General features: G+C 64.0%; 17 protein-coding genes. 4 read left to right on the plus strand and 13 right to left on the minus strand.

The genetic code is table 11. The annotated features are described in order from the left end of the window. Window positions 1-54: 54 nt before the first annotated feature. From RFN28_RS26280 to RFN28_RS26315, 8 genes are all read right to left on the minus strand, one after another. Window positions 55-1,392 carry an ABC transporter substrate-binding protein gene (locus RFN28_RS26280; RefSeq protein WP_320290087.1) on the minus strand — a complete coding sequence of 446 codons (1,338 nt, stop codon included), beginning with the start codon at window positions 1,390-1,392 and terminating at the stop codon, window positions 55-57. Between the two features lie 89 nt (window positions 1,393-1,481). Continuing rightward, complete coding sequence (locus RFN28_RS26285) at window positions 1,482-2,537, minus strand: branched-chain amino acid ABC transporter permease (protein ID WP_320290088.1); 1,056 nt, start codon at window positions 2,535-2,537, stop codon at window positions 1,482-1,484. Between the two features lie 2 nt (window positions 2,538-2,539). Further along, window positions 2,540-3,436 carry a branched-chain amino acid ABC transporter permease gene (locus RFN28_RS26290; protein WP_320290108.1) on the minus strand — a complete coding sequence of 299 codons (897 nt, stop codon included), beginning with the start codon at window positions 3,434-3,436 and terminating at the stop codon, window positions 2,540-2,542. Next, on the minus strand, window positions 3,436-4,359 hold the full coding sequence (locus RFN28_RS26295) for an ABC transporter ATP-binding protein (protein WP_320290089.1): 924 nt from the start codon (window positions 4,357-4,359) through the stop codon (window positions 3,436-3,438). The genes RFN28_RS26290 and RFN28_RS26295 overlap by 1 nt, the downstream gene beginning before the upstream one ends. 114 nt (window positions 4,360-4,473) lie before the next feature. Continuing rightward, window positions 4,474-5,577 (minus strand): dimethylsulfone monooxygenase SfnG, encoded by a 1,104-nt coding sequence (gene sfnG / locus RFN28_RS26300; RefSeq protein ID WP_320290090.1) that lies wholly within the window; start codon window positions 5,575-5,577, stop codon window positions 4,474-4,476. Between the two features lie 165 nt (window positions 5,578-5,742). After that, complete coding sequence (locus tag RFN28_RS26305; protein ID WP_320290091.1) at window positions 5,743-7,158, minus strand: FAD/NAD(P)-binding protein; 1,416 nt, start codon at window positions 7,156-7,158, stop codon at window positions 5,743-5,745. Next, on the minus strand, window positions 7,155-8,327 hold the full coding sequence (ssuD, locus tag RFN28_RS26310; RefSeq protein WP_320290092.1) for an FMNH2-dependent alkanesulfonate monooxygenase: 1,173 nt from the start codon (window positions 8,325-8,327) through the stop codon (window positions 7,155-7,157). The genes RFN28_RS26305 and ssuD overlap by 4 nt, the downstream gene beginning before the upstream one ends. Before the next feature lie 221 nt (window positions 8,328-8,548). Next, window positions 8,549-8,860 (minus strand): 2-oxoglutarate and iron-dependent oxygenase domain-containing protein, encoded by a 312-nt coding sequence (locus RFN28_RS26315; protein ID WP_320290093.1) that lies wholly within the window; start codon window positions 8,858-8,860, stop codon window positions 8,549-8,551. Window positions 8,861-9,079: 219 nt separating this feature from the next. Here RFN28_RS26315 and RFN28_RS26320 point away from each other — a divergent pair, with 219 nt between their 5' ends. After that, window positions 9,080-9,412, plus strand: coding sequence for a BRA0787 family protein (locus tag RFN28_RS26320; RefSeq protein WP_320290094.1), 333 nt, complete (start codon window positions 9,080-9,082; stop codon window positions 9,410-9,412). A gap of 83 nt (window positions 9,413-9,495) precedes the next feature. Here RFN28_RS26320 and RFN28_RS26325 read toward each other — a convergent pair whose 3' ends face one another. Genes RFN28_RS26325 through RFN28_RS26345 form a run of 5 tightly spaced genes read right to left on the minus strand, consistent with a single transcriptional unit; the run spans window position 9,496 to window position 15,221 of the window. Then, on the minus strand, window positions 9,496-10,383 hold the full coding sequence (locus tag RFN28_RS26325) for an ABC transporter permease (RefSeq protein ID WP_320290095.1): 888 nt from the start codon (window positions 10,381-10,383) through the stop codon (window positions 9,496-9,498). Continuing rightward, entirely contained in the window at window positions 10,380-11,339 is a 960-nt protein-coding gene (locus tag RFN28_RS26330) for an ABC transporter permease (RefSeq protein WP_320290096.1), read from the minus strand. The genes RFN28_RS26325 and RFN28_RS26330 overlap by 4 nt, the downstream gene beginning before the upstream one ends. 37 nt (window positions 11,340-11,376) lie before the next feature. Continuing rightward, the gene (locus tag RFN28_RS26335) at window positions 11,377-13,020 is read right to left on the minus strand and encodes an ABC transporter substrate-binding protein (protein ID WP_320290097.1); all 1,644 of its coding nucleotides are present in this window, start codon (window positions 13,018-13,020) and stop codon (window positions 11,377-11,379) included. 57 nt (window positions 13,021-13,077) lie between these two features. Further along, window positions 13,078-13,851: a DUF427 domain-containing protein gene (locus tag RFN28_RS26340; protein ID WP_320290098.1), complete on the minus strand. Its 774-nt coding sequence runs from the start codon at window positions 13,849-13,851 to the stop codon at window positions 13,078-13,080. Between the two features lie 11 nt (window positions 13,852-13,862). Continuing rightward, window positions 13,863-15,221 (minus strand): LLM class flavin-dependent oxidoreductase, encoded by a 1,359-nt coding sequence (locus RFN28_RS26345; protein ID WP_320290099.1) that lies wholly within the window; start codon window positions 15,219-15,221, stop codon window positions 13,863-13,865. A 192-nt stretch (window positions 15,222-15,413) separates the two neighbouring features. Between RFN28_RS26345 and RFN28_RS26350 the strand changes: the two genes are divergently transcribed. From RFN28_RS26350 to RFN28_RS26360, 3 genes are all read left to right on the plus strand, one after another. Further along, complete coding sequence (locus tag RFN28_RS26350) at window positions 15,414-17,198, plus strand: dipeptide ABC transporter ATP-binding protein (RefSeq protein WP_320290100.1); 1,785 nt, start codon at window positions 15,414-15,416, stop codon at window positions 17,196-17,198. A gap of 983 nt (window positions 17,199-18,181) precedes the next feature. Then, a complete protein-coding gene (locus RFN28_RS26355; protein ID WP_320290101.1) occupies window positions 18,182-19,090 on the plus strand; it encodes a site-specific integrase in 909 nt (302 codons plus the stop codon). A 2-nt stretch (window positions 19,091-19,092) separates the two neighbouring features. Next, window positions 19,093-19,916, plus strand: an 824-nt coding sequence (locus RFN28_RS26360; protein WP_320290102.1) for an IS91 family transposase, incomplete at its 3' end; no start/stop codon positions are given.

Below are 19,916 nucleotides of genomic sequence, written 5' to 3' on the forward strand. Positions count from 1 at the left end.
TTGCAGAATGGATGAGCGGGCGCCGGAGCTTGCTCCGGCGCCCGCTCTGTTGGATCAGTTGGTCGCTACCGCGTCGGCATCTGCGGCGGTGCGCAGCTTGATGCCCTTCTCCGCCGCGTAGGCCTCGGACGACTTCTCGATAATCGGCCGCAGCAGCGCCCAGTCCGGCGCGATCCAGTCGGAGACGACGTTCCACTTCTTGCCGTCCCACTGCTGGAAGGTCACGTAGCCTTCGCCTTCATGATTGTCCCAGCTGACATTGATGGAGTGGAACAGATCCTTGGCGCCGAGCGCCTCGACCTTGGCGGGATCGAGCTTGAGATGCTCGAAGCCCCAGCGGACCTCGTCGCCGGTCAAAGTGCGATGGCCGAACTTCTCCTGCGCGATGCGGATGGCCTCGACATTGAGAATGCCATTGACGATGCCGAGATTGTGGTAGACCGAGCCGATGCGCGACTTGTCCTCGAGGTTGCCCTTGCCGGCGCCGTAGACCGTCTTCACAATTTCCTGCACCACCGGATAGGTGTTGCCGGAGGCTTGCGTGGTGATCGCCGTATAGCCCTTGGCGGCGTCGCCCGCGGGGATGACGTCCTCTTCCGAGTTCGACCAGACATTGCCGATGATATGGTCGACCGGATAGCCCACCTTCACCGCCGTCTTCAGCGCCACCGGGTTCATCACGCCCCAGCCGCGCAGGACGACGAAGTCCGGCTTGGCGCGACGGATCGTCAGCCACTGCGACTGCTGCTCGTTACCGGGATGCGGCACTTCGATCTGCTGTACGGTGAAGCCGTATTTCTGCGCCAGCAGCTCATAGATCGGGATCGTTTCCTTGCCGTAGGGCGAACCATGATAAAGCACGACGATCTTCTTGCCCTTCAGCTTGTCGATGCCGCCTTCCTTGGAAGCGATGTAATTCACGATGCCTGACGTCTCGCTGTAGGGGTTGAGCAGCAGCGGGAAGACGTAAGGAAACACCCGACCGTCCGTGGAATCGGTGCGGCCGTGATTGACCGTGATCAGCGGCACCTTGTCGGAAGTGATGCGGTCGATCATGGCATAGGCGATGCCAACCGAAAGCGGGTTCCAGGCGGCAGCGCCGGCATGGCTCTTCTGCCGCTCGTAGCATTCGACGCCGCGCTCGACCTCGTACTGGGTCTCGCATTCGTCCCAGGTCAGCTTGACGCCGTTGACGCCGCCGTCGCGGGTGTTGATGAGGTTGAGATAGTCGATGAAGCCGCCGAAGAAGCCGGTGCCGCCGGCCGCATAGGGTCCGACGCGATAGCTCTGCAGCGGGAAATATTGCTCGTCGGCGTGGGCGGCCGGCAGGGCCACCGACATGGCCAGCGCCGCCGACAGCGCGACCGCCTTGACTGTGCTGAGGAACGTCATGGTTTGAGGTACTCCAGTATGGGCTCTGATCGCCCTGGTTCATTTTCCGATGTTTTGATGGGTTGGGAGCGTATTGCCCCGAAACCGGCTCAGCTCGATTGCCAGGCGAGAGAGAGCCGTCTCCGGACCCTGTCCCACAGGGCGACCAGCCCATCCGGTTCCAGGATCAGAAAGAGGATGATGAGCGCGCCAACCACGATGCGCTGGCTCATGTCGAGCACGCCGGAGTCGAAGAGATCGCCGAGCAGGAAGCCGCCGAGGCGCGACAGCGCGAGCGGAAAGACGACGATGAGGGCTGCGCCCAGGAAAGCGCCGCGGATCGAGGCCAGCCCACCGATGATAATGATGAACAGGATCTGGAACGAGCGGTCGAGATCGAAGCCTGCCGGCTCGACGGTCCTCAGATAGGCGAAAGCCCAGATGACGCCGGCGACACCGATGATGAAGGACGAGATTGCGAAGGCGAGCAGCTTCGTCCTCAACACCGGAATGCCGATGATGCGAGCTGCCGTCTCATTGTCCCGGATGGCGATGAAGTTGCGTCCGGTCTGCGACGAGACGAGCCGGTGCGCAAGGAAAGTCAGGATGACGACGACGGTGAGCGCGAAGAGATAGCGGCCGACCGCGCCGTCGAACTCGAAGCCGGCAATGGACAGCTTCGGCGCGTCGATGACGCCCGATGCCGACTCGTTGGAGAACCAGGAAAACTTGGTCAGCGCCCACTGCACGAAGAACTGCGCGGCAAGCGTGGAGACCGCGAGGTAGAACCCTCTCAGCCGCAGGCTCGGCAGACCGAACACGATGCCAATCGCGGCGGCGACAATGCCGGAGAAGACGATGCTGGCGACGAGCGGCAGCCCTTCGACGCGAAGGTTGAAATTGTAAGCGGCGAAGGCGCCTGTCGCCATGAATGCGGCACTGCCGAGCGATACCTGGCCGGCATAGCCAGTGAGGATGTTCAGCCCGACGCCGGCCAGGCTGAGCGCCAGGAACGGCAGCAGGATCGCCTCGAACAGATAGGAGCCGTCGATGAGCGGAATGACCGTGTAGGCGAAGGCGATGAGGATGAGCGGCGCCAGCCATTTTGGCAGGCCTGCGCCCTTGGACAATTCGGCTGCTGACAATTCGGTTGCGATCGCGGTCATGCTCAGACCCTTTCGACAAGCTTCTGGCCGAACAGGCCGGAGGGGCGGATCAGGAGGAAGACGAGCGCGACGACATAAGCGAACCAGCTTTCGATGCCGCCGCCGAAATAGTCGCCGATATAGACCTCTGCGAGCTTTTCGCTGGCGCCGATCAAGAGGCCGCCGACGATGGCGCCGAGGATGGAATCGAAGCCGCCAAGCACCAGCACCGGCAGCGCCTTGAGCACCACCAGCGAGAGAGAGAACTGGACGCCGAGCCGAGCGCCCCACAGCAGCCCCGCCACCAGGGCGACGAGGCCTGCCGCGGCCCACACGCTCGCCCATATCAGCGGCAGCCTCAGCCCGACGGCCAGCGCCGCGAACTGGTCATCGGCAACGGCGCGGAAGCTCAAGCCGATGCGGGTGTAGCGGAAGAACAGCGAGAGCAGCAGGACCATGGCGGCGGCCACGGCGGCGGCGAAGATGTCGAACTGACTGATCAGCACTCCGCCGACTTCCAAGGGCACGTCCTCGATGCCAAGCTCGAGGCCATGAACCTGCGTGCCCCAGATCAGCTGGGCGGCACCCTCGATGATGTAGGAAAGGCCGAGCGTCGCCATGAACAGCGTGATCGGCGGCTTGTTGGTGAGCGGCCTCAGCACCGCTCGCTCGATGCCTATGCCGAGCGCCACCATCATGGCGAAGGTCGCGGCTAAAGCCAGCGCGAACGGCACGCCGCGCTCGACCAGGCTGACGAAGGTCAGCGCCGCAAACAGAAGCAGCGCGCCTTGGGCGAAGTTGAGCACGCCGGACGTCTTGTAAATCAGCACGAAGCCGATCGCGACCAGCGAATACATGACCCCGGAGAGCAGGCCGCCGGTCAGCACCTCGAGGAAGAACTGGTAGTCGAAATCGCCGATCATATGCCTGCCCCCTCTTCATTGTCGGAGGCGACACCGAGATAGGCGTCGATGACGCGCTGGTCGTTCCTGATCTCGTCAGGCGTGCCGTCGGCGATCTTGCGGCCGTAGTCGAGCACGGCGATGCGATCCGATAGCCCCATGACGACGCCGACATCGTGCTCGATCAGCACCACGGTGGTGGCGAAGCGGTCGCGCGCGGCGCGCACAAAGGCCACCATCTCGCTCTTCTCGTCCGCCGTCATGCCAGCCATCGGCTCGTCGAGCAGCAACAGCCGAGGTTCGGCGACCAGCGCGCGGGCAAGCTCGACCCGCTTCTGCAGACCGTAGGGCAAGGTGCCAGCGAGTCGGTCGCGGACGGCAGTCAGGTGCAGGAATTCGAGGATCCGATCCGCGCGACCGCGCTGGTCGGCCTGCTCGCGGCGCGATCGGCCAATCCCCAGAATCTGGCCGGCGAAATTCGATCTGGTCCTGTAGGCAATGCCGGACGCCACATTGTCGAGGACGTTGAGGCCTTTGAACAGGGCGAGGTTCTGGAAGGTACGGGCGACTCCAAGGCGCGCCAGCTGCTGTATCGGAACCTGGGCGTAGCGCGCGCCATTGAGACGGACATGGCCGCGGTCCGCCCGGTAGACGCCGCTGATGACATTGATCAGCGAGCTCTTGCCGGCGCCGTTCGGCCCAATGATGGCGCGTATCTCGCCGGGACGAACCGACAGGTCCACATCCGCCAACGCCACCACGCCGCCGAAAGACAGGCCTATGCCTTCAAGTGCAAGCAAAGGCGCGGATGCTTCCGCGCCGGCGGCTACCGACTCGTCGTCTCGGGCTTGCCCGTCTCGGTCCGGCAGGCCTTGCGCGAATGTCTCCGGCGCGTAGACCGAAGCCTCGGCCACTCCAAAGGCATAGTTGGCGATCGGCATTCCCGGACGTCCTCGATGGTTTCGTGGCGCGCGAAACCCCTTTGCCGCCCGAAAGTTCGGGCGCGCCGGGGTAGTTGCTGTTGGGGGCGGGCGCTGCGGCCCGACCGAGGTTGGCTATTCGGCGGCGAGAACCGTTTCGGCCTGCGCGGCTTCAAGCTCGCGAACAAGCGGGATCACGTGCTTGCCGAAATACTTGACCTCTTCCTGGAAGTGCAGGAAGCCGAGCAGGATGAGATCGGCGCCGGCGCGCTTCAGGTTGACGATGCGCTCGGCAACCTGTCTTGGAGTGCCGATCAGGTTCGAGCGGAAGCCGTCATTGTATTGCACCAGGTCGTCGAAGGACGACTTCGCCCAGTTGCCCTCGCCTTCCGGCGAAGCCTTGCCGGCGTTCTTGACCTCGTGGCCGAAGGCATTGACCGCTTCCGGATTGGCTTTGGCGATGATCTCGGCAAGCACGGCCTTTGCCTCTTCCTCGGTCTCGCGCACGATGGCGAAGGCGTTGACGCCGACCTTGACCGAATGATTGTTGGCCTTTGCCTTGGCTTGGATATCGTCGACCTGCTTGGCGATCTCAGCGGGCGTGTTGCCGTTAGTGAAATACCAGTCCGAGACGCGCGAAGCCATGTCGCGCGCCGCCCGCGACGAGCCGCCCTGGAAGATTTCGGGCAGCGGCTTTAGCGGCTTCGGCTTCAGCGAATACTGGTTGAAGCGGTAGAAATCGCCGCGGAAGGTAAAACTATCCTCGGTCCAGATCCCGCGCAGCGCGCGGATGAACTCTTCCGACCGGCGATAGCGCTCGTCATGGTCGAGCCAATGCTCGCCGATAGCGTGGAATTCGCCTCGGAACCAGCCGGAGACGAGGTTGATGGCGACGCGACCATCGGTCAGGTAGCTGATCGTGGCGAGCTGCTTTGCCGCCAGCGCCGGATTCCACGGTCCAGGCAGGATCGCGGCGATGACTTTCAGGGTCTTGGTGGCGGCGAGCAGGTCATGGCTGAACGACACCGACTCGTGCTGCTCTTCGGCGCCGTAGCCGGCGGTGAAGCGGATCTGGCTCAGCGCATAGTCGAAGCCGGCTCTCTCGGCGATCTGCGCCAGCTTGCGGTTGTATTCCGCCGAATGGTTGGTCCTCTGCTCGATGTTCGAGATGACGAGCCCGCCCGAGACGTTCGGCACCCAATAGGCGAATTTGACTGCGTCGCGATCGTTCTGTGGCATGGAAATCTCCCGGCTTGGCCTGTCCCAACGATGGATCCGGCCGTGGCCGAAACCTGCCATCAATTATTAGTCTACTGATTATATATACAAAGTAGATTTTTCCGTTTTCACGATCGCGCCTGAACGGAAATACCAATTTTGCGCACCCGCAATTGCTGCGGATTTTCAGCGCGCGCCCTCGATTGATTGCATGGCGCCGAGACGGCTTTCGATTTCGGAGGCCACTGCCTGAGCGTGGCGTGCGACTTCCGGCAATCCCATCAGCTCTCCGAAGGTGCCGCGCGCCAGCGGGCCGACAACGAACAGCCCGTGCAGCGACCCGCCATCCGGACCAATGGCGCGGCTGTCGAGGCCGGTTTCTATGCCGAGCCCATGCCGGTCGATCCGGATCAGGCCGGCATCGGCGATCGAGCGCAACGCAGGATTGGTCTGAAGCGCCTTGCCATGCGCCGGTCCCGTGGTGTTGATCACGGCGTCGAAACGCAAGGTTTCAATCCGGCTCCTACCACGTCGCCGCAGGCTGACGGTCAGGCGGTCTCCCTCATGCGCAGCAACGAGACTCGCCGCGATATTGTCGAACATGCCTTCGGCGCGGCGGCGATCGAGCACGGCCTCTACCTGCGGCGCGATCCGGAAGCGGTGCACGTCCCAGAAGGCACGCAGCCGCCGCACCAGGCGCGTGCGTTCATCCGGCTCGAGCGCGGACCACAGCTGCGGTCCCTGCAGGCGCAACTGATCGAAGACCGACTGCCAGTTGACGCCGCCGGCACAGGCTGCCGCCAGCGTCGAGCGGATATTTTCGAGCAAGCCGAGCGCGGTGGTAGCCGGTGTCGAGGCGAAATCACCAAAGGGCTGGCCGCGCAGGTCCGGATGCCCGCGCGACCGCAATCCATGGCGCGACACCGCCAGGATACGCCCGCGATGCCCGCGGCGGTCGAGCTCGGCGACGGTGTCGGCGGATGTCAGGCCCGAACCGACGATCAGCACCGAAGCCTCTGGGGCGATGGAACCGAGCGCATCTGCGCAATAGACATCGGCAACGAAGCCATGCGCCTCGGCGAGCGGCTTCAGGGCCGCCGGGATATCGGGCGAAGGGTGCGTCATGGCGAGAACGACCATGTCAGCGGCGATCGACTGACCGGAAGTGGTCACGGTCCAACCATCGGCGCTGCGTCTTATCTCCAGGCCATGCTCGCGGACATGGCGGATCGTTCCATTGTCGAGATAAGGCGCCAGTTGTTCGGCAACGTAACGGCCGAAAACCCGGCGCCTGGGAAAGACATCGCTGTTGCGCCAAACCGAATCCGGATCGCGTCCAGCCTCGCCGTCATGCACCAGCCAGCGTGAAAAATGCTCCGGTTCATCCGGCAACAGGCTCATCCTGGCGGCGGGCACGTTGACGCGGTGCGATGGCTCCTCGCTGGAATAGGCGAGGCCGCCGCCCAGGAAGGGGCGCGGCTCGACAACCGTGATGGAAGGGCGCGAAAGCTGCCGGGCAAGGTGCCAAGCAACGGCCGCGCCGGTGAAGCCCCCACCAAGGATGACGACAGGGCTCCGCGGCCGGGGCGGCAGCGCGTTCACGAGGCGCTGGCGAGCGATTTCGGCCGATGGTCGCCGGCGATGGTTTCGCCGAACGGCCCGGTGTTGACGGATGAGCCAGCTGTCTTGACGGGATGATCGGCGGGCAATTTGGGCAGCACCAGTTCACCGAAGCGGTAGGCTTCTTCCAGATGCGGGTAGCCGGAGAGGATAAAGGTGTCGATGCCAAGGCGCCGGTACTCGTCGATCCGCTCGGCAATGGTGTCGGGGTCGCCGACCAGTGCCGTGCCGGCGCCGCCGCGCACCAGGCCGACGCCGGCCCAAAGGTTGGGCGAGATCTCGAGCTTCGAGCGGTCGCCGCCATGCAGCGCGCTCATCCGCGCCTGGCCGACCGAGTCCATGCGGGCAAAAACCTTCTGCGCCGAGGCGATGGTCGCATCGTCGAGCCGACTGATCAGCCTGTCGGCCGCCGCCCAGGCTTCCCCGGTGGTCTCGCGGGCGATGACGTGCAGGCGGATGCCGAAGGAGAGCTTGCGGCCCGCTTTCTCGGCGAGCTTGCGCACGCCGTCGAGCTTGCGCTCGACATCGGCCGGCGGTTCACCCCAGGTCAGGTATTTGTCGATCTCTTGCGCCGCCACGGTCGACCCGACGTCCGAAGAACCGCCGAAATAAAGCGGCGGATATGGTGTCTGCACCGGCGGGAACAGTAGCCTGCCGTCTTCGATGCGGAAATGCCGGCCCTCGTGCTCGACCGTCTCGCAGCTGAGCAGGCGCTTGTAGATCTGCAGAAACTCCTGCGTCACCTCGTAGCGCTCGGCATGCGACAGGAAGATGCCGTCGCCCTTGTTCTCAAGCGGGTCGCCGCCGGTGACCACGTTGATCAGCAGCCGGCCGTTGGAGATGCGGTCGAGCGTCGCCGTCATGCGGGCGGCAAGCGTCGGCGATTGCAGGCCCGGCCGCACCGCGACCAGGAAGCGCAGCCGTTTCGTGAGCGGAGCCAGCGCCGAGGCGACGACCCACGAATCCTCGCACGACCTACCGGTCGGCAAAAGCACACCATAGTAGCCAAGCGTGTCGGCCGCTTGGGCCACCTGGGTCAGATAATCGAGATCGACCGCCCTGCCACCCTCGGAGGTGCCGAGATAGCGGCTGTCGCCATGAGTCGGCAGGAACCACAGAACTTTGATGCGATCAGGAATTTCGGCAGCCATGTCCGTTCTTCTCAATGAGACCAAACCAGTTTGCGACAGCATGCGCCATGGCCCCGCCGACGCTTCATCAAGCATAAATCTAGTTTGTCTGTAGAGATTGTATTTTCTATTTCATGGCTAGAGGCTGGAATTTCTCTATCAAAGGACACTGGTTTTCAAGCGGAGCGGCCCGTCGCGGTTTCCCCGGCGACCAGGAGTCGAGGTCATCGCGTCAAGGTCTGCTATCGGACGCGGGTGATGCTGGCCTGCACGTCTGAGAGGCGCAAAGCTGCCATTGGCCCAATTCCGATCAGACTGGCGCATTGGTGAGCAAGCTTGCGGGTCTGCCGAAGCTGTCCTCGTCCAGCAAAGCGAAAGCGGCGCGACGCACCCAGAACGTCGTCGATGAGCGACTGCGGGACGCCATGGCCTGAAAGATAGAAGAAGCCCACATCCCGCGCCGCGCGCCGCAGCTCTTCGAGAAACTGCCTTCGGGAGTCCGGATCGGCTTGATAGCCGGAAAAATCCAGCACTGGAATTGCGTCGGCGGACATGCTCATTTCCATCCTCTTTGTCTGAGGAGGAAAGCGCCACCACCGACGCGGCAAACAAAGAAAATGCCGACTTTTTCGGCGACAGCCCAAAGAATTCGCGTATCACGGACGCATCCGCAAAGGCGAATTTTGTTAATTCTATAAAATTTGTAGACTTTTGGCGTGATCGCGCACAATATCAGCTGAGGTGTGGGGCTGCCGCTTCGAGGAGGAGACCTTATGACCACACGCCAATTGCCCGCGCTGCACGAAGGGCACGCGCCCGTCATGCTGCATGGAGCGTTCGACGAGGCGTTGGAGGCCTACCAGGGCTGGGCGCCAGGCACCGATGAGCCTCAGGTGGGATTCGAGGGACGAATGATTCCGATCAGTTCTGTCTTCGGCAGAATGCGCACCTGCACCGACATCCTTCCCTGGCGCATCGAGGGCGATGTCTCGGCACTTCTGGGCTGCCCGGCAATCGGGAATGGAGAGGGCCCATCTACCTATGCTGATGCAGCTCGTTTGCTCCGCGCGCTCTGCGTAGAGCGGCTGCGCAATGCGATGCAATAGCAGCGATTGGTATGCACGGTCGTGTCCAGGCATTTTGAATGCCGGGCACGGCTCTGCGCCGATCGGCTGACTTGAAACCGAGGCTAATCTCGATTGTTCTCGAAGGCGTCGATGCCTTGGGCGATGAGATTGGTGGCCATGACCAACGAAACGATTGCCGCCGAATTGAAGACAACCACCCACCATTTGCCGCCGGTGAGGAAGCCATAGCCTTCGGCCACAGCGAGGCCCCAATCGGCGGACGGCGGCTGAATGCCAAGGCCCAGAAAACTCAGCGTCGCGATCGAGAAGAAGGCGTAGCCCAGGCGGGTGACAAGTTCGATGAGGATCGTCTCCCTGATGTTGGGCAGGATCTCCAGGACCATGATGGCGAAAGCGCTTTCGCCACCGAGACGCGCGGCGCTGACATAGTCGCGCTCGCGCTGCTCGCGCACCGCGGCGCGAACCGTCCTCGCCACCAGCGGCGTGTAAGCTACGGCGATAACCAGGATGACCGTGAGGTTCGAGGGCCCAAGCGCAACCAGCGTCATTGTGACGAGCACGATGAAGGGAAATGCCATCAGCGTATCGAGCAGCCTCGCGCCTATGGCGTCGGTGAGACCATCGAAATAGCCAAGCACCAGCCCGACGATAGTGCCGCCGGCAACACCACCGACCGTGGCCAGCGGTGCGACCAGCAGGATATCGCGCGACCCGACGACAATGCGGGAGAACACGTCGCGGCCAAGCTGGTCGGTCCCGAACCAGTGTGCGGCATCGGGCGGCGCCAGCATGGCGAGAAAATCCTCGGCGTAGGGATCGTAGGGAACCACTCGATCGCCAAGCAGGGCACAAGCGATCCAGAACATAAGAATGAGCGAGCCGATGACCACGGATGGAGCAAGGCAGCGAAGCGCGCGGCCAACCTCGCCTTTTATCCGCGACACCAACGGCACATGGCGAGGCGCCGGGAATTCCAAAAGCTCCATCATGGCGACGCCCGCCGGCGTTGCCGCGGATCGAGCAGCGCCTGCACCAGATCGCCCGCCGCCGCAGAGAGCACGAAGATCGTCGCCATGACGAGGACACCGGCCTCGAGCATCGGGAAATCGCGCGCCTTGGCGGCATTCAGCACTAGATTGCCGAGACCCTGGATACCGAACAGGGTTTCGATCACAACCAACCCGCCAAGCATGTAGCCGCTCTGGGTGGCAAGCACCGCAATCGTCGGCGTCAGCGCATTGGGCAGCACATGCTTGAAAATGACCTGCGAGCGGTCGAGCCCTTTCAGGGTTGCAGTGCGCGTATAGTCGGCGGCCAGCGCCTCGATCACGCCGGCCCGCGTCATGCGCGCCAGGTAGCCAGCGAGGTTCAGAACCAGCGGCAGCGCCGGCAGGATGAGATAATAGCCGCTTGTCCAGAAGCTCGCGCCGTCCGGGGCAGCGCCGGTGATCGGGAACCAGCTCAGCCACAGCCCGAAAACCAGCAACAGGAGGAGCCCGGACACGAAGTCAGGAACGATGCCGAGGGACACGCCGGTGAGCACGATCAGCCGATCGACAAGCCGGCCCCGGTTGAGGCCGGCAACGATGCCAGCGCCGACACCCAGCGGGACGAGAAACAGCAGAATGATCCCCGCAAGCGCGGCCGAGCGACCGAGGCTTTGCAGCACAAAGGGCGCGACCGGCGCGCGCATCGACAGCGACGTGCCGAAGTCGCCGGTGAGCGCCGCGCTGAACCAATGCCAGTATTGGACGAGCACGGGCTGGTCGGCGCCGAGCTGTTTGTTCAGCGCCGCGACGGCTTGCGCATCGGCGAATGGACCGAGCATGACCCGGCCGACGTCGCCGGGCAGGACCTGCCCGGCGAAGAAGACCAGCGCGCTGACCAGCCACAGGGTGAGCAACAGTGAGGCCGCGCGCGTCGAAAAGGTGCGGCCGGTCAGCATCGGGCTCCGGCGCTCCGGCTGATTTTACGTTTCCGCATCATGCCTGGACGAAGGAAACGCGATCGAGCAGCAGATGTGAGATCGCGGTGAAGCGCACGCCCTCGACCTTGGTGCTGGCGATCCGGCTGTATTGCGAGAAGTAGCTGATGATCTCCGGCGTCTCGTCGAGCAACAGGGTCTGGATCTTGCCGGCCGCGACACGCTGCGCCTGAAGGTCGCGTGCCTTGCCGTAGTCGAGCAGCAACGCGTCGTAGTCCGGATTCTTGAAATGCGCGGCGTTCCAGCTTCCCGTGCTCTTCAGCGTCGCGTTGAGGAAGATGTCGGGCGTGCCGCGATGGCCGAAATCGGTGATGCCGAGATTGGAATCCAGCCAGGGCGAGCTGCCGAAGGTGGCCGAGCCGTAATAGGCATCCTGCGGCAAGACGTTGAGCTTGATGTCGATGCCGGCCTTCTTGGCGAAGTTCTGGATGACCACGGCGTAATCGGGAATGTCGTAGGCGCGTTCGGTGGTCAGCGTCACCTCGAAACCGTTCGCCACGCCGGCCTCGGCGAGCAGCCGCTTGGCCTCGGCGATGTCCTGCCTGCGCTGCGGCACCGACGGATCGGCCGAAGGGAAGATCGGCGCGAACGGGGTATCGTTGCCGGCGATGGCCCGCCCCTTGAGCAGGCCCTTGACAATAGCCTCGCGGTCGAGGGTGAGCGCCAATGCGCGGCGCACCCGCTTGTCGGTGAACGGCGCCCGGTCCGTTCTGAGATGCACGGCATCATGCGAGCTCGCCTGCACGCTGAGCAGCCTGAAGTTGGGATTGCCTTCGATCGCGAGTTCCAGGCGCGTGGTGCTCGGGATGACATCGAGCTGGCCGGCCTGCAGCGCCACGACCTGCGCCTGCTCGTCGTCGAAGAATTTTATTTCGACCCGGTCGGGCAGCGCCTTGTCGCCCCAATAATCGGGATTGCGCACGAAGCTCGCGCCTTGCTTGGGGCGGAAGGTTTCCAGCTTGAACGGACCTGTGCCATTGAAATTCTTCTCGAAGTCGCCGGCGTAGTCGGCCGGCAGGATCACGGCGTTGTAGACGTCGGACGAGACATAGAAGGGGAAATTGCTGTTCGACTGGTCCAGATCGAAGGCGACCGTCTCGTCGTCGACGATCTTGGCGCCGCCCCTGGACAGGATGCCGTTATAGGCCGACAGCGCGGACGAGCCGCTGTTCGGATCGACCAGGCGCTCGAAGCTCGCCACCACGTCCTTGGCCGTGACGGTGCGGCCGTCATGGAATTTCACGCCGGGCCGAAGCTTGAAGGTCCAACGCTTGGCCGTCTCGTCGGCTTCCCAGGACAGAGCCAACTTCGGCTGCAGCCCGTCCTTGGGATCGTCGAGGATCAGGTACTCGCCGACCTGGCTGAGCACGCCGATGCTGGCCGGATCGGTGACCGTGACCGGATCGATCGCCTTGGTCGGCTGTCCAAGCCCGACGCGGACGGTGCCGCCGGCGGCAGCGGCGCGCGCCGTGCCGGAAAAGCCCAGCCCCTGTGAAGCGGCGAAGCCGGTCAAGCCGATCAGCGCCGCATATTTCAATAGATCGCGACGCTTGAGATAGCCTTTGGCGTATTCGTCGACGGCGACATTCCAGATATCGCCGGACAGATTGCGAAGGGCGTCGATTTCGTTGCGTTTGGTCATTTTTGCCTCTGTGAAAATTTTGATCTGGAAGGAAGTGAAGGAACAACAGGCGCCGGATCAGACCGGCTGGCCGTCGAGATGGATGCGGTCGACCGCTTGCGGATAGAAGGCGATCAGCCCCTTGATCTTCGGCATCTCGGCGATCGGGTCGCGGTAGCTCCAGGCGATGTCGTCGCGCAGCGAGCCGTCCTTGAGCACGCCGGACCAGTAGGAGGCGGTGCCCTTGTAGGGACATCGGGTCCTCGTCAAGGAGGCCCTCAGCCGGTCGAGCCGGACATCCTCCGGCGGAAGATAGAAACGTGTTGGCAGGTGCGTTTCGAACAGCAGCACGGGACGGCGGCTGTCGGCGATCAGCTCGCGGTCGAACCAGATCTCGACATGGCTGGAGCTCTGCAGCACATCGATGCGCGCATAGGGATCGCGAGCATGGACGAAGACCTCCTCGTCCTCTTCGAACCACTGGTCGACGAGGTTCCAGGTGAAGGCGATGCGGCCGGCGAGCGGCGCAAGGTTCTCGTCGGGCGGTGCAGTGAACGACCAGGCGGCGTCAGCCGCCCGCCTGTCGCCCGTATCGATATCCCAGTATTTCGTCTCGCCGCCGACCGCATGCTGCTGGCCGTGCTTTGACAGCTTCAGCACGGATTGGTCGACCGCCGAGAGCGGGAAGAAATAGATCGGCAAAAAGTGGTTGGAGCGCAGCACCAGCACGTTGCGGCTGTCGGCGATGACGCGGCCGGCGAATATGACGCGAACGCGCTTGGGGCTGTGCAGGACATTGATCAGCTGCGGCGCGGTCGCCTCGCGCGGCTGCAGTCTTGGAGCGGCGGTCATGACGGCTCTCCTCAGGACACGGCGCGCTGATTGGCGCGCTCCTCGGCAAAGCGGTTGGCGGGACGGGCGAGGCCGAAGCGGTCGCGCAGCGTGCCGGGCTCGTATTCGGTCGGGAAGACGCCGCGGCGCTGCAGTTCGGGCACGACCTGCTCGGCGAAGTTGACCCAATCCTCGGGCAGCAGCGGGAACATCAGGTTGAAGCCGTCGGCGGCTCCGGCCTCGAACCAGTCCTGCAGCTGGTCGGCGATCTGCTTCGGCGTGCCGGCGACCGTCGGCACCGAGCCGCTGTTGGCGAGTTTGCGGGCGATCTCGCGCAGAGTCAGGTTCTGCGTAGCCCATTGCCTGACCCGGTTGAGCGAGGTGCGCCCGCCGTTGAAGGTGCTTTCGTCGGGAAGCGGCGGCAGCGGGCCGTCCGGCGGATAGGCCGAAAGATCGATGCCGCTCCAGCTCGACAGGAGATCGATGCCGACGCGGTCGGGGAGCAAGGTCTGGAGATAATCCTGCCTGTCGCGCGCCTCGGCCTCGGAAGCGGCGACGATCGGCAATAGGCCCGGCAGGATCTTGAAGCTCTCCGGCCGTCTGCCGTGGCGGGCGAGACGATCGTTGATGTCCTGGCGGTATCTGATGCCGTCTTCCCTGGTGCTGAAGATGGCGAAGTGAGCATCGGCATGCGCCGTGGCGAAATTCTTGCCGTCCTCGGATGAGCCGGCCTGGACGATCAGCGGATGCCCTTGCGGGGGCCGCGGGACGTTGAGCGGCCCGCGCACCTTGAAATGCGTCCCGCGGTGGTCCAGCACATGGACTTTGTCCGGATCGGCGAAGTAGCCGCTGTCCTTGTCGAAAAGCAGGGCCTCGTCTTCCCAGCTGTCCCACAGCCCCTTGACGATATCGAGGAATTCGGCGGCGCGCTGATAGCGGAATGCATGCTCGATGTTGCCGTCGCGGCCGAAATTGCGCGCTTCCGCGTCCATGGCCGAGGTGACGACGTTCCAGGAGGCCCTGCCCTGGCTGATGTGATCGAGCGAGGCGAACAGACGCGCTACATTGTAGGGCTCGCTGTAGGAGCTCGACGCGGTGGTGATCAGCCCGATATGGTTCGTCACGCCGGCCAGCGCCGACAGCAGCGTCAGCGGTTCGAGGCGGGCATTGGCGTAATGGGCGACGCCGCTCTTCACCGAATCCCAGATCGACACGTGGTCGGCAACGAAGATGGTGTCGATCCTGGCGCGCTCGGCAGCCTGGACCAGCTCGCGATAGTAGTCGAAGCCGAGCACCTCCCGTCCCGGTGCGCGCGGATGCCGCCACGACATGCGGTGGTCGCCCTGCGGGTTGAAAAAGAATGCGCTGAGGATCATCTGGTTTCGCGCCATGCCGGCCTCCTTGCAAATCCGCGGCGGAGATGCCGGCGCATATCGTTCGGCGCGACCAGCAATCCCTCGATCTGCGAAAGACTAGATTGCGCTCGCCATTAATTCGAGTAATTTTATAGAGATTATATACTAAACAAGCGGAAGCGATTGCCCCTGATGAGGGCACCGAAAGAAAGTGGTTTCGAGGTCCTGATGTCCTCTTCAGTGCTGAATGTGGAAAAACTTTCGATCGCCTATGACGGGAAAAGAGGATGGCAATCCGCCGTCGACGGCGTGTCGCTCTCCATAGGCCAGGGCGAAGCGCTGGGCCTGGTCGGCGAGTCAGGCTCGGGAAAGAGCTCCGTAGCTCTGGCCATACTGCGCTACCTGCCGGGAAATGCCCGCATCGCGGCCTCGGCGCTGGAGTTTGAGGGCCACGAGCTGCGCGGTCTCTCGAGTGAAGAGTTGCGCCGCTTGAGGGGCGATCGCATCGCCGCCGTCTACCAGCATCCAGGCGCCGCGCTCAATCCGGCCATGACGATCGGGAGGCAGATCGGCGAGACGATCATGCGCCATCGGCCGGTGCGCCACGAGGAGGCGCGCTGGCGTTCGGCCGAATTGCTGAAGCGGGTGCGGGTCGCCAATCCGGAACGGGTTCTCGACCTCTATCCGCACGAGCTGTCCGGCGGCATGCAGCAGCGCGCCAACATCGCGATCGCAATCGCTCTCGACCCGGCGCTGCTGGTGCTGGACGAGCCGACGACCGCGCTCGACGCCAGCGTGCAGTCGGAAGTCATCGCAATCCTCGACGACCTGCGCCGGGACCACAAAACCAGCATCCTGTTGATCAGCCACGACATCAACCTGATCCGCCGCTCCTGCGACAGGGTGGCGGTCATGCAGTCGGGCGTGGTGGTCGAAAGCGGTGCTGCCAAAGAAGTCTTTGAGAATCCCGCCCACGCCTACACGAAGGCGCTGATCGCCTCGATACCGGCGCGGACCAAGTATCATGGACGACTGGCCGAGACGGGCACGACGGAGAGCACTGAACCGGAAACCGCGCCAAACAGAACCGGCCGGCAAGCGGAGCGCCAGACCGCCATCGCCTGCAAGGGTATCAGCCATTCCTTCGGCGACCAGCCGGTGCTCCATGATATCGACCTTGAGATCGCGCAGGGCGAAACTTTCGGCCTGATCGGCGAATCCGGCTCCGGCAAATCGACGCTGGCCAGAATCGTCACCGGGTTGCAGACGCCGAGCCAGGGATCCGTCGCGCTGTTCGGCAGGACAGTGGCGCCGCGCGCGGAGAAGCGAGCGGCCGGCGACCGGCGCGAGGTGCAGATGGTTTTCCAGTCGCCCGACCGCACGCTCAACCCGCGCCACCAGATCGGGCGTATCCTCAGCCGCCCGCTGCGGCGGCTTGCCGGCCTGGACCGGCGCGCGGCGCGGGAGCGGATCGGCGAATTGTTGCGTTCCGTTCGCCTTGCCGGCACGACCGCCGAGCAGAAGCCACGTTCGCTATCCGGCGGCCAGCGGCAAAGGGCGGCGATCGCGCGCGCCTTCGCCGGCGCGCCGAAAGTGGTGGTGCTGGACGAGCCGACCTCGGCGCTCGACGTCTCGGTGCAGGCGACGGTGCTCAACCTGCTCAACGACCTGCAGCGCGACAAGGACACGACCTATCTGTTCATCAGCCACGACCTCAAGGTGGTGCGCTACATGGCTGACCGGATCGGCGTGCTCTATCGCGGCCGGCTCGTCGAGACCGGCTCATCCGAGCAGGTCCTTCGCGGGCCTAATCATCCCTACACAAGCCTGCTTCTGGCCACGTCTTCGGAAGACCAAGCGTCGGTCGTGTCCACCCAGGTCGAAGCCGCATCAGAGCCCAAAGGGTGCTGCTTCGCCGACCGCTGTCCCTTGGTGGAGGAAGCGTGCCGAACAGCGGAACCGCCAATTAAGGAGCTTGGACCGGGTCACGCCATTGCCTGCTATAAGCTGTAGGGCTGGTTGTTCCGCAACGGAGTAGTGCTGGCCTTCTGGGACTACGACCATCCGCGCCCGGCCGTCATCCCCCGCGGCTCCCAAGGTCCCTGACTATAGCGCGGATCGCGGCATTCGCTACGTCCAGCGCCAGTTTCTCGACTCCGCGCCTCTACGCCGCTCCAGGAGCTCGCGTGCTCTTTTCCGACCAGAGACACAGATCCACAGGCCGAACGTTACGCCGGCGGCTATCCATTCTGGCCAGCCGGCGCGCGTCGCCGGGCGATCGTTGGCGTGGCCTCAGAGCGGCTTCACCAGGAGCGGAACGCCCCTCTGCGGACCTGAATGCATGTAGTGATGGCACACTCAGCGACAACCAGTTCCGTTCGCCGTCACTCGCTTTCGAACTTCAGCAGAATGTCTGCTCGCGATGCCGGCAGGCAGGATTGCTGAGCCGGAGGCCCTGAGATGGCGCAACCATGACTCCAGTGTTGTCGCAGACGATGTCCGCTTTCGGGCGGTCGCAAAGCCGACCTCTACGGCCGACATGAGGGCGCAAGGCCGCCATTCCGTAGAAGATAACTGCGATCCGCGAGTGGCTGGACAAATCGACCTTGGCGAACCGCTTCGTAAGTCATTGACGGATAACGATTATGTTAGTCGCTGAGGGACATTGTTTTCTACAGGAAATCAATACGTTAGCGGGGTGGTTCGCCAACCCGTTTCCCTCGTATTCTCTCGTATGGTCTGGCGAACCTGCGGACGAGGAAGAGGACTAGTTTTCCGTGCGAGCGGATTCTCTATCCAGCCCACACAAAGGGTCGACGAACACGTGTTGACCACAAAGGGTGCAAGGGCGGCTGATTTGGGGCCGACGAACGAACCCGCTGCGCGGGATGGGCGCGTGGGGTGAGGTAGAGATCACGAGCCGGTCGTCGCGCTCGCATTGAGGGTGGTTCGGTAGCGGCAGAGCATCACGGGCTTCTTCAACAAGGAGCCCGACCATGCCCTATCCTGTTCTTGATGCACCTATCAGTCCGCTGCGTCAGCGGCTGATCGACGACATGAACGTGCGACGTTTCTCACAGGAGACGCAGCGCAACTATCTCCGCGACATCGGACGCCTGGCGACGTTCCTCGGCCGGTCGCCGGATACAGCGACCACCGACGACCTGCGCCGGTTCCAGATCGAGCAGCAGGACGACGGTGTTCCGGTGCCGACGATGAACAGCATCGTGTCGGCGCTGCGCTTCTTCTTCACGCATACGGTCGATCGTCCCGATCTGGCGCGCAGGCTCGTTCGTCTGGCGCACCCGCGCAAGCTGCCGGTGGTCTTGAGCCGCGACGAGGTCGCCCGGCTGCTCAACGCCACCACCTGCCTCAAGCACCAGGCCGCACTGTCGGTTGCCTATGGCGCGGGCTTGCGCGTCGCCGAGGTCTCGGCGCTGAAGGTCGCCGACATCGACAGCGAGCGCATGCTGCTCCGGGTGGAGCGCGGCAAGGGCGGGCGATACCGCAACGCCATGCTGCCACAAGACCTGCTCTTGTTGCTGCGCCAGTGGTGGAAGGTCGGACGCCAGCAGGGGGTGATGCATCGCGACGGCTGGCTGTTCCCGGGGCAGCATGCGATGAAGCCGATCAGCACCCGCCAGCTCTATCGCGTGGTCGTCGCGGCGGCACAGGCCGCCGACATCGCCAAGCGGGTCGGACCGCACACGCTGCGTCACAGCTTCGCCACCCACCTGCTGGAGGACGGCACCGACATCCGGATCATCCAGGTCCTGCTCGGGCACGCCAAGCTCAATAGCACCGCCTTCTACACCAAGGTTGCCACCCGCACGGTGCGCACCGTCACGAGCCCGCTCGACAAGCTTGGCCTCTTCAAGCCGGAAGGGATCTCACCCGACGGCTGAGCGTGCGCGCCTCGATCGAGGTTGCCGACATCTTCCGCACTGCCGGGCCCGCCTACCGGGTCGCCCATGCCGGGCACCTGAGCCTCGCCGAGCTCAAGGTCATGTCGGCGATCGAGCACTGCCGCACCGCGGCCCTTGGCGGTCACGTCGAGGCCTGCGAGGACTGCGGCCAGTGGCGCATCGCCTACAACTCCTGCCGCAACCGGCACTGCCCGAAGTGTCAGGGCGCGGCCGCGCGGACTTGGCTCGCCGAGCGGGAAGCCGACCTTCTTCCCATCGGCTACTTCCATGTCGTGTTCACGCTGCCGGTCGAGGTCGCCGACATCGCCTTCCAGAACAAGGCGGTGGTCTACGACCTGCTGTTCCGTGCGGCGTCGGAGACGATGATGACGATAGCAGCGGACCCCCAGCATCTCGCGGCGCGCATCGGCATCACCGCCGTGCTCCATACCTGGGGTTCGGCGATGACCCACCATCCCCATGTGCACATGATCGTGCCGGGCGGCGGCATCGCGCCGGACGCAAGCCGGTGGATTTCGTCGCGTCCGGCCTTCCTGCTGCCGGTGCGCGTGCTCGGCAAGCTGTTCCGCCGCCTGTTCCTCACCCGTCTGGTCGCGCTGCGCGACGCCGGCCGGCTCAGCTTCTTCGGATCGATGGCGCACCTCACCGACCGGCGGGCATTCCTGCGCCACCTGTCGCCGGTCCGGAAGAAGCGCTGCCGAGTAGGTGGGGGCGTTACTGCCCCCACCCCTCGCAGACCCGGACGTGCAGTTTTCCCGCATCCGGTTCCTCATGGTAGAGTTTCGCTCACGGTGGCAAACGAATG

Source organism: Mesorhizobium album, assembly GCF_033977205.1.
Taxonomy (GTDB): Bacteria; Pseudomonadota; Alphaproteobacteria; order Rhizobiales; family Rhizobiaceae; genus Mesorhizobium; species Mesorhizobium album.

Bases quoted from the DNA above. Each gene is read 5' to 3' on its own strand.
- RFN28_RS26280 (WP_320290087.1), bottom strand. From the start codon at position 1,392: ATGACGTTCCTCAGCACAGTCAAGGCGGTCGCGCTGTCGGCGGCGCTG.
- RFN28_RS26285 (WP_320290088.1), bottom strand. From the start codon at position 2,537: ATGACCGCGATCGCAACCGAATTGTCAGCAGCCGAATTGTCCAAGGGC.
- RFN28_RS26295 (WP_320290089.1), bottom strand. From the start codon at position 4,359: ATGCCGATCGCCAACTATGCCTTTGGAGTGGCCGAGGCTTCGGTCTAC.
- sfnG (WP_320290090.1), bottom strand. From the start codon at position 5,577: ATGCCACAGAACGATCGCGACGCAGTCAAATTCGCCTATTGGGTGCCG.
- ssuD (WP_320290092.1), bottom strand. From the start codon at position 8,327: ATGGCTGCCGAAATTCCTGATCGCATCAAAGTTCTGTGGTTCCTGCCG.
- RFN28_RS26315 (WP_320290093.1), bottom strand. From the start codon at position 8,860: ATGTCCGCCGACGCAATTCCAGTGCTGGATTTTTCCGGCTATCAAGCC.
- RFN28_RS26320 (WP_320290094.1), top strand. From the start codon at position 9,080: ATGACCACACGCCAATTGCCCGCGCTGCACGAAGGGCACGCGCCCGTC.
- RFN28_RS26325 (WP_320290095.1), bottom strand. From the start codon at position 10,383: ATGATGGAGCTTTTGGAATTCCCGGCGCCTCGCCATGTGCCGTTGGTG.
- RFN28_RS26330 (WP_320290096.1), bottom strand. From the start codon at position 11,339: ATGCTGACCGGCCGCACCTTTTCGACGCGCGCGGCCTCACTGTTGCTC.
- RFN28_RS26335 (WP_320290097.1), bottom strand. From the start codon at position 13,020: ATGACCAAACGCAACGAAATCGACGCCCTTCGCAATCTGTCCGGCGAT.
- RFN28_RS26340 (WP_320290098.1), bottom strand. From the start codon at position 13,851: ATGACCGCCGCTCCAAGACTGCAGCCGCGCGAGGCGACCGCGCCGCAG.
- RFN28_RS26345 (WP_320290099.1), bottom strand. From the start codon at position 15,221: ATGGCGCGAAACCAGATGATCCTCAGCGCATTCTTTTTCAACCCGCAG.
- RFN28_RS26350 (WP_320290100.1), top strand. From the start codon at position 15,414: ATGTCCTCTTCAGTGCTGAATGTGGAAAAACTTTCGATCGCCTATGAC.
- RFN28_RS26355 (WP_320290101.1), top strand. From the start codon at position 18,182: ATGCCCTATCCTGTTCTTGATGCACCTATCAGTCCGCTGCGTCAGCGG.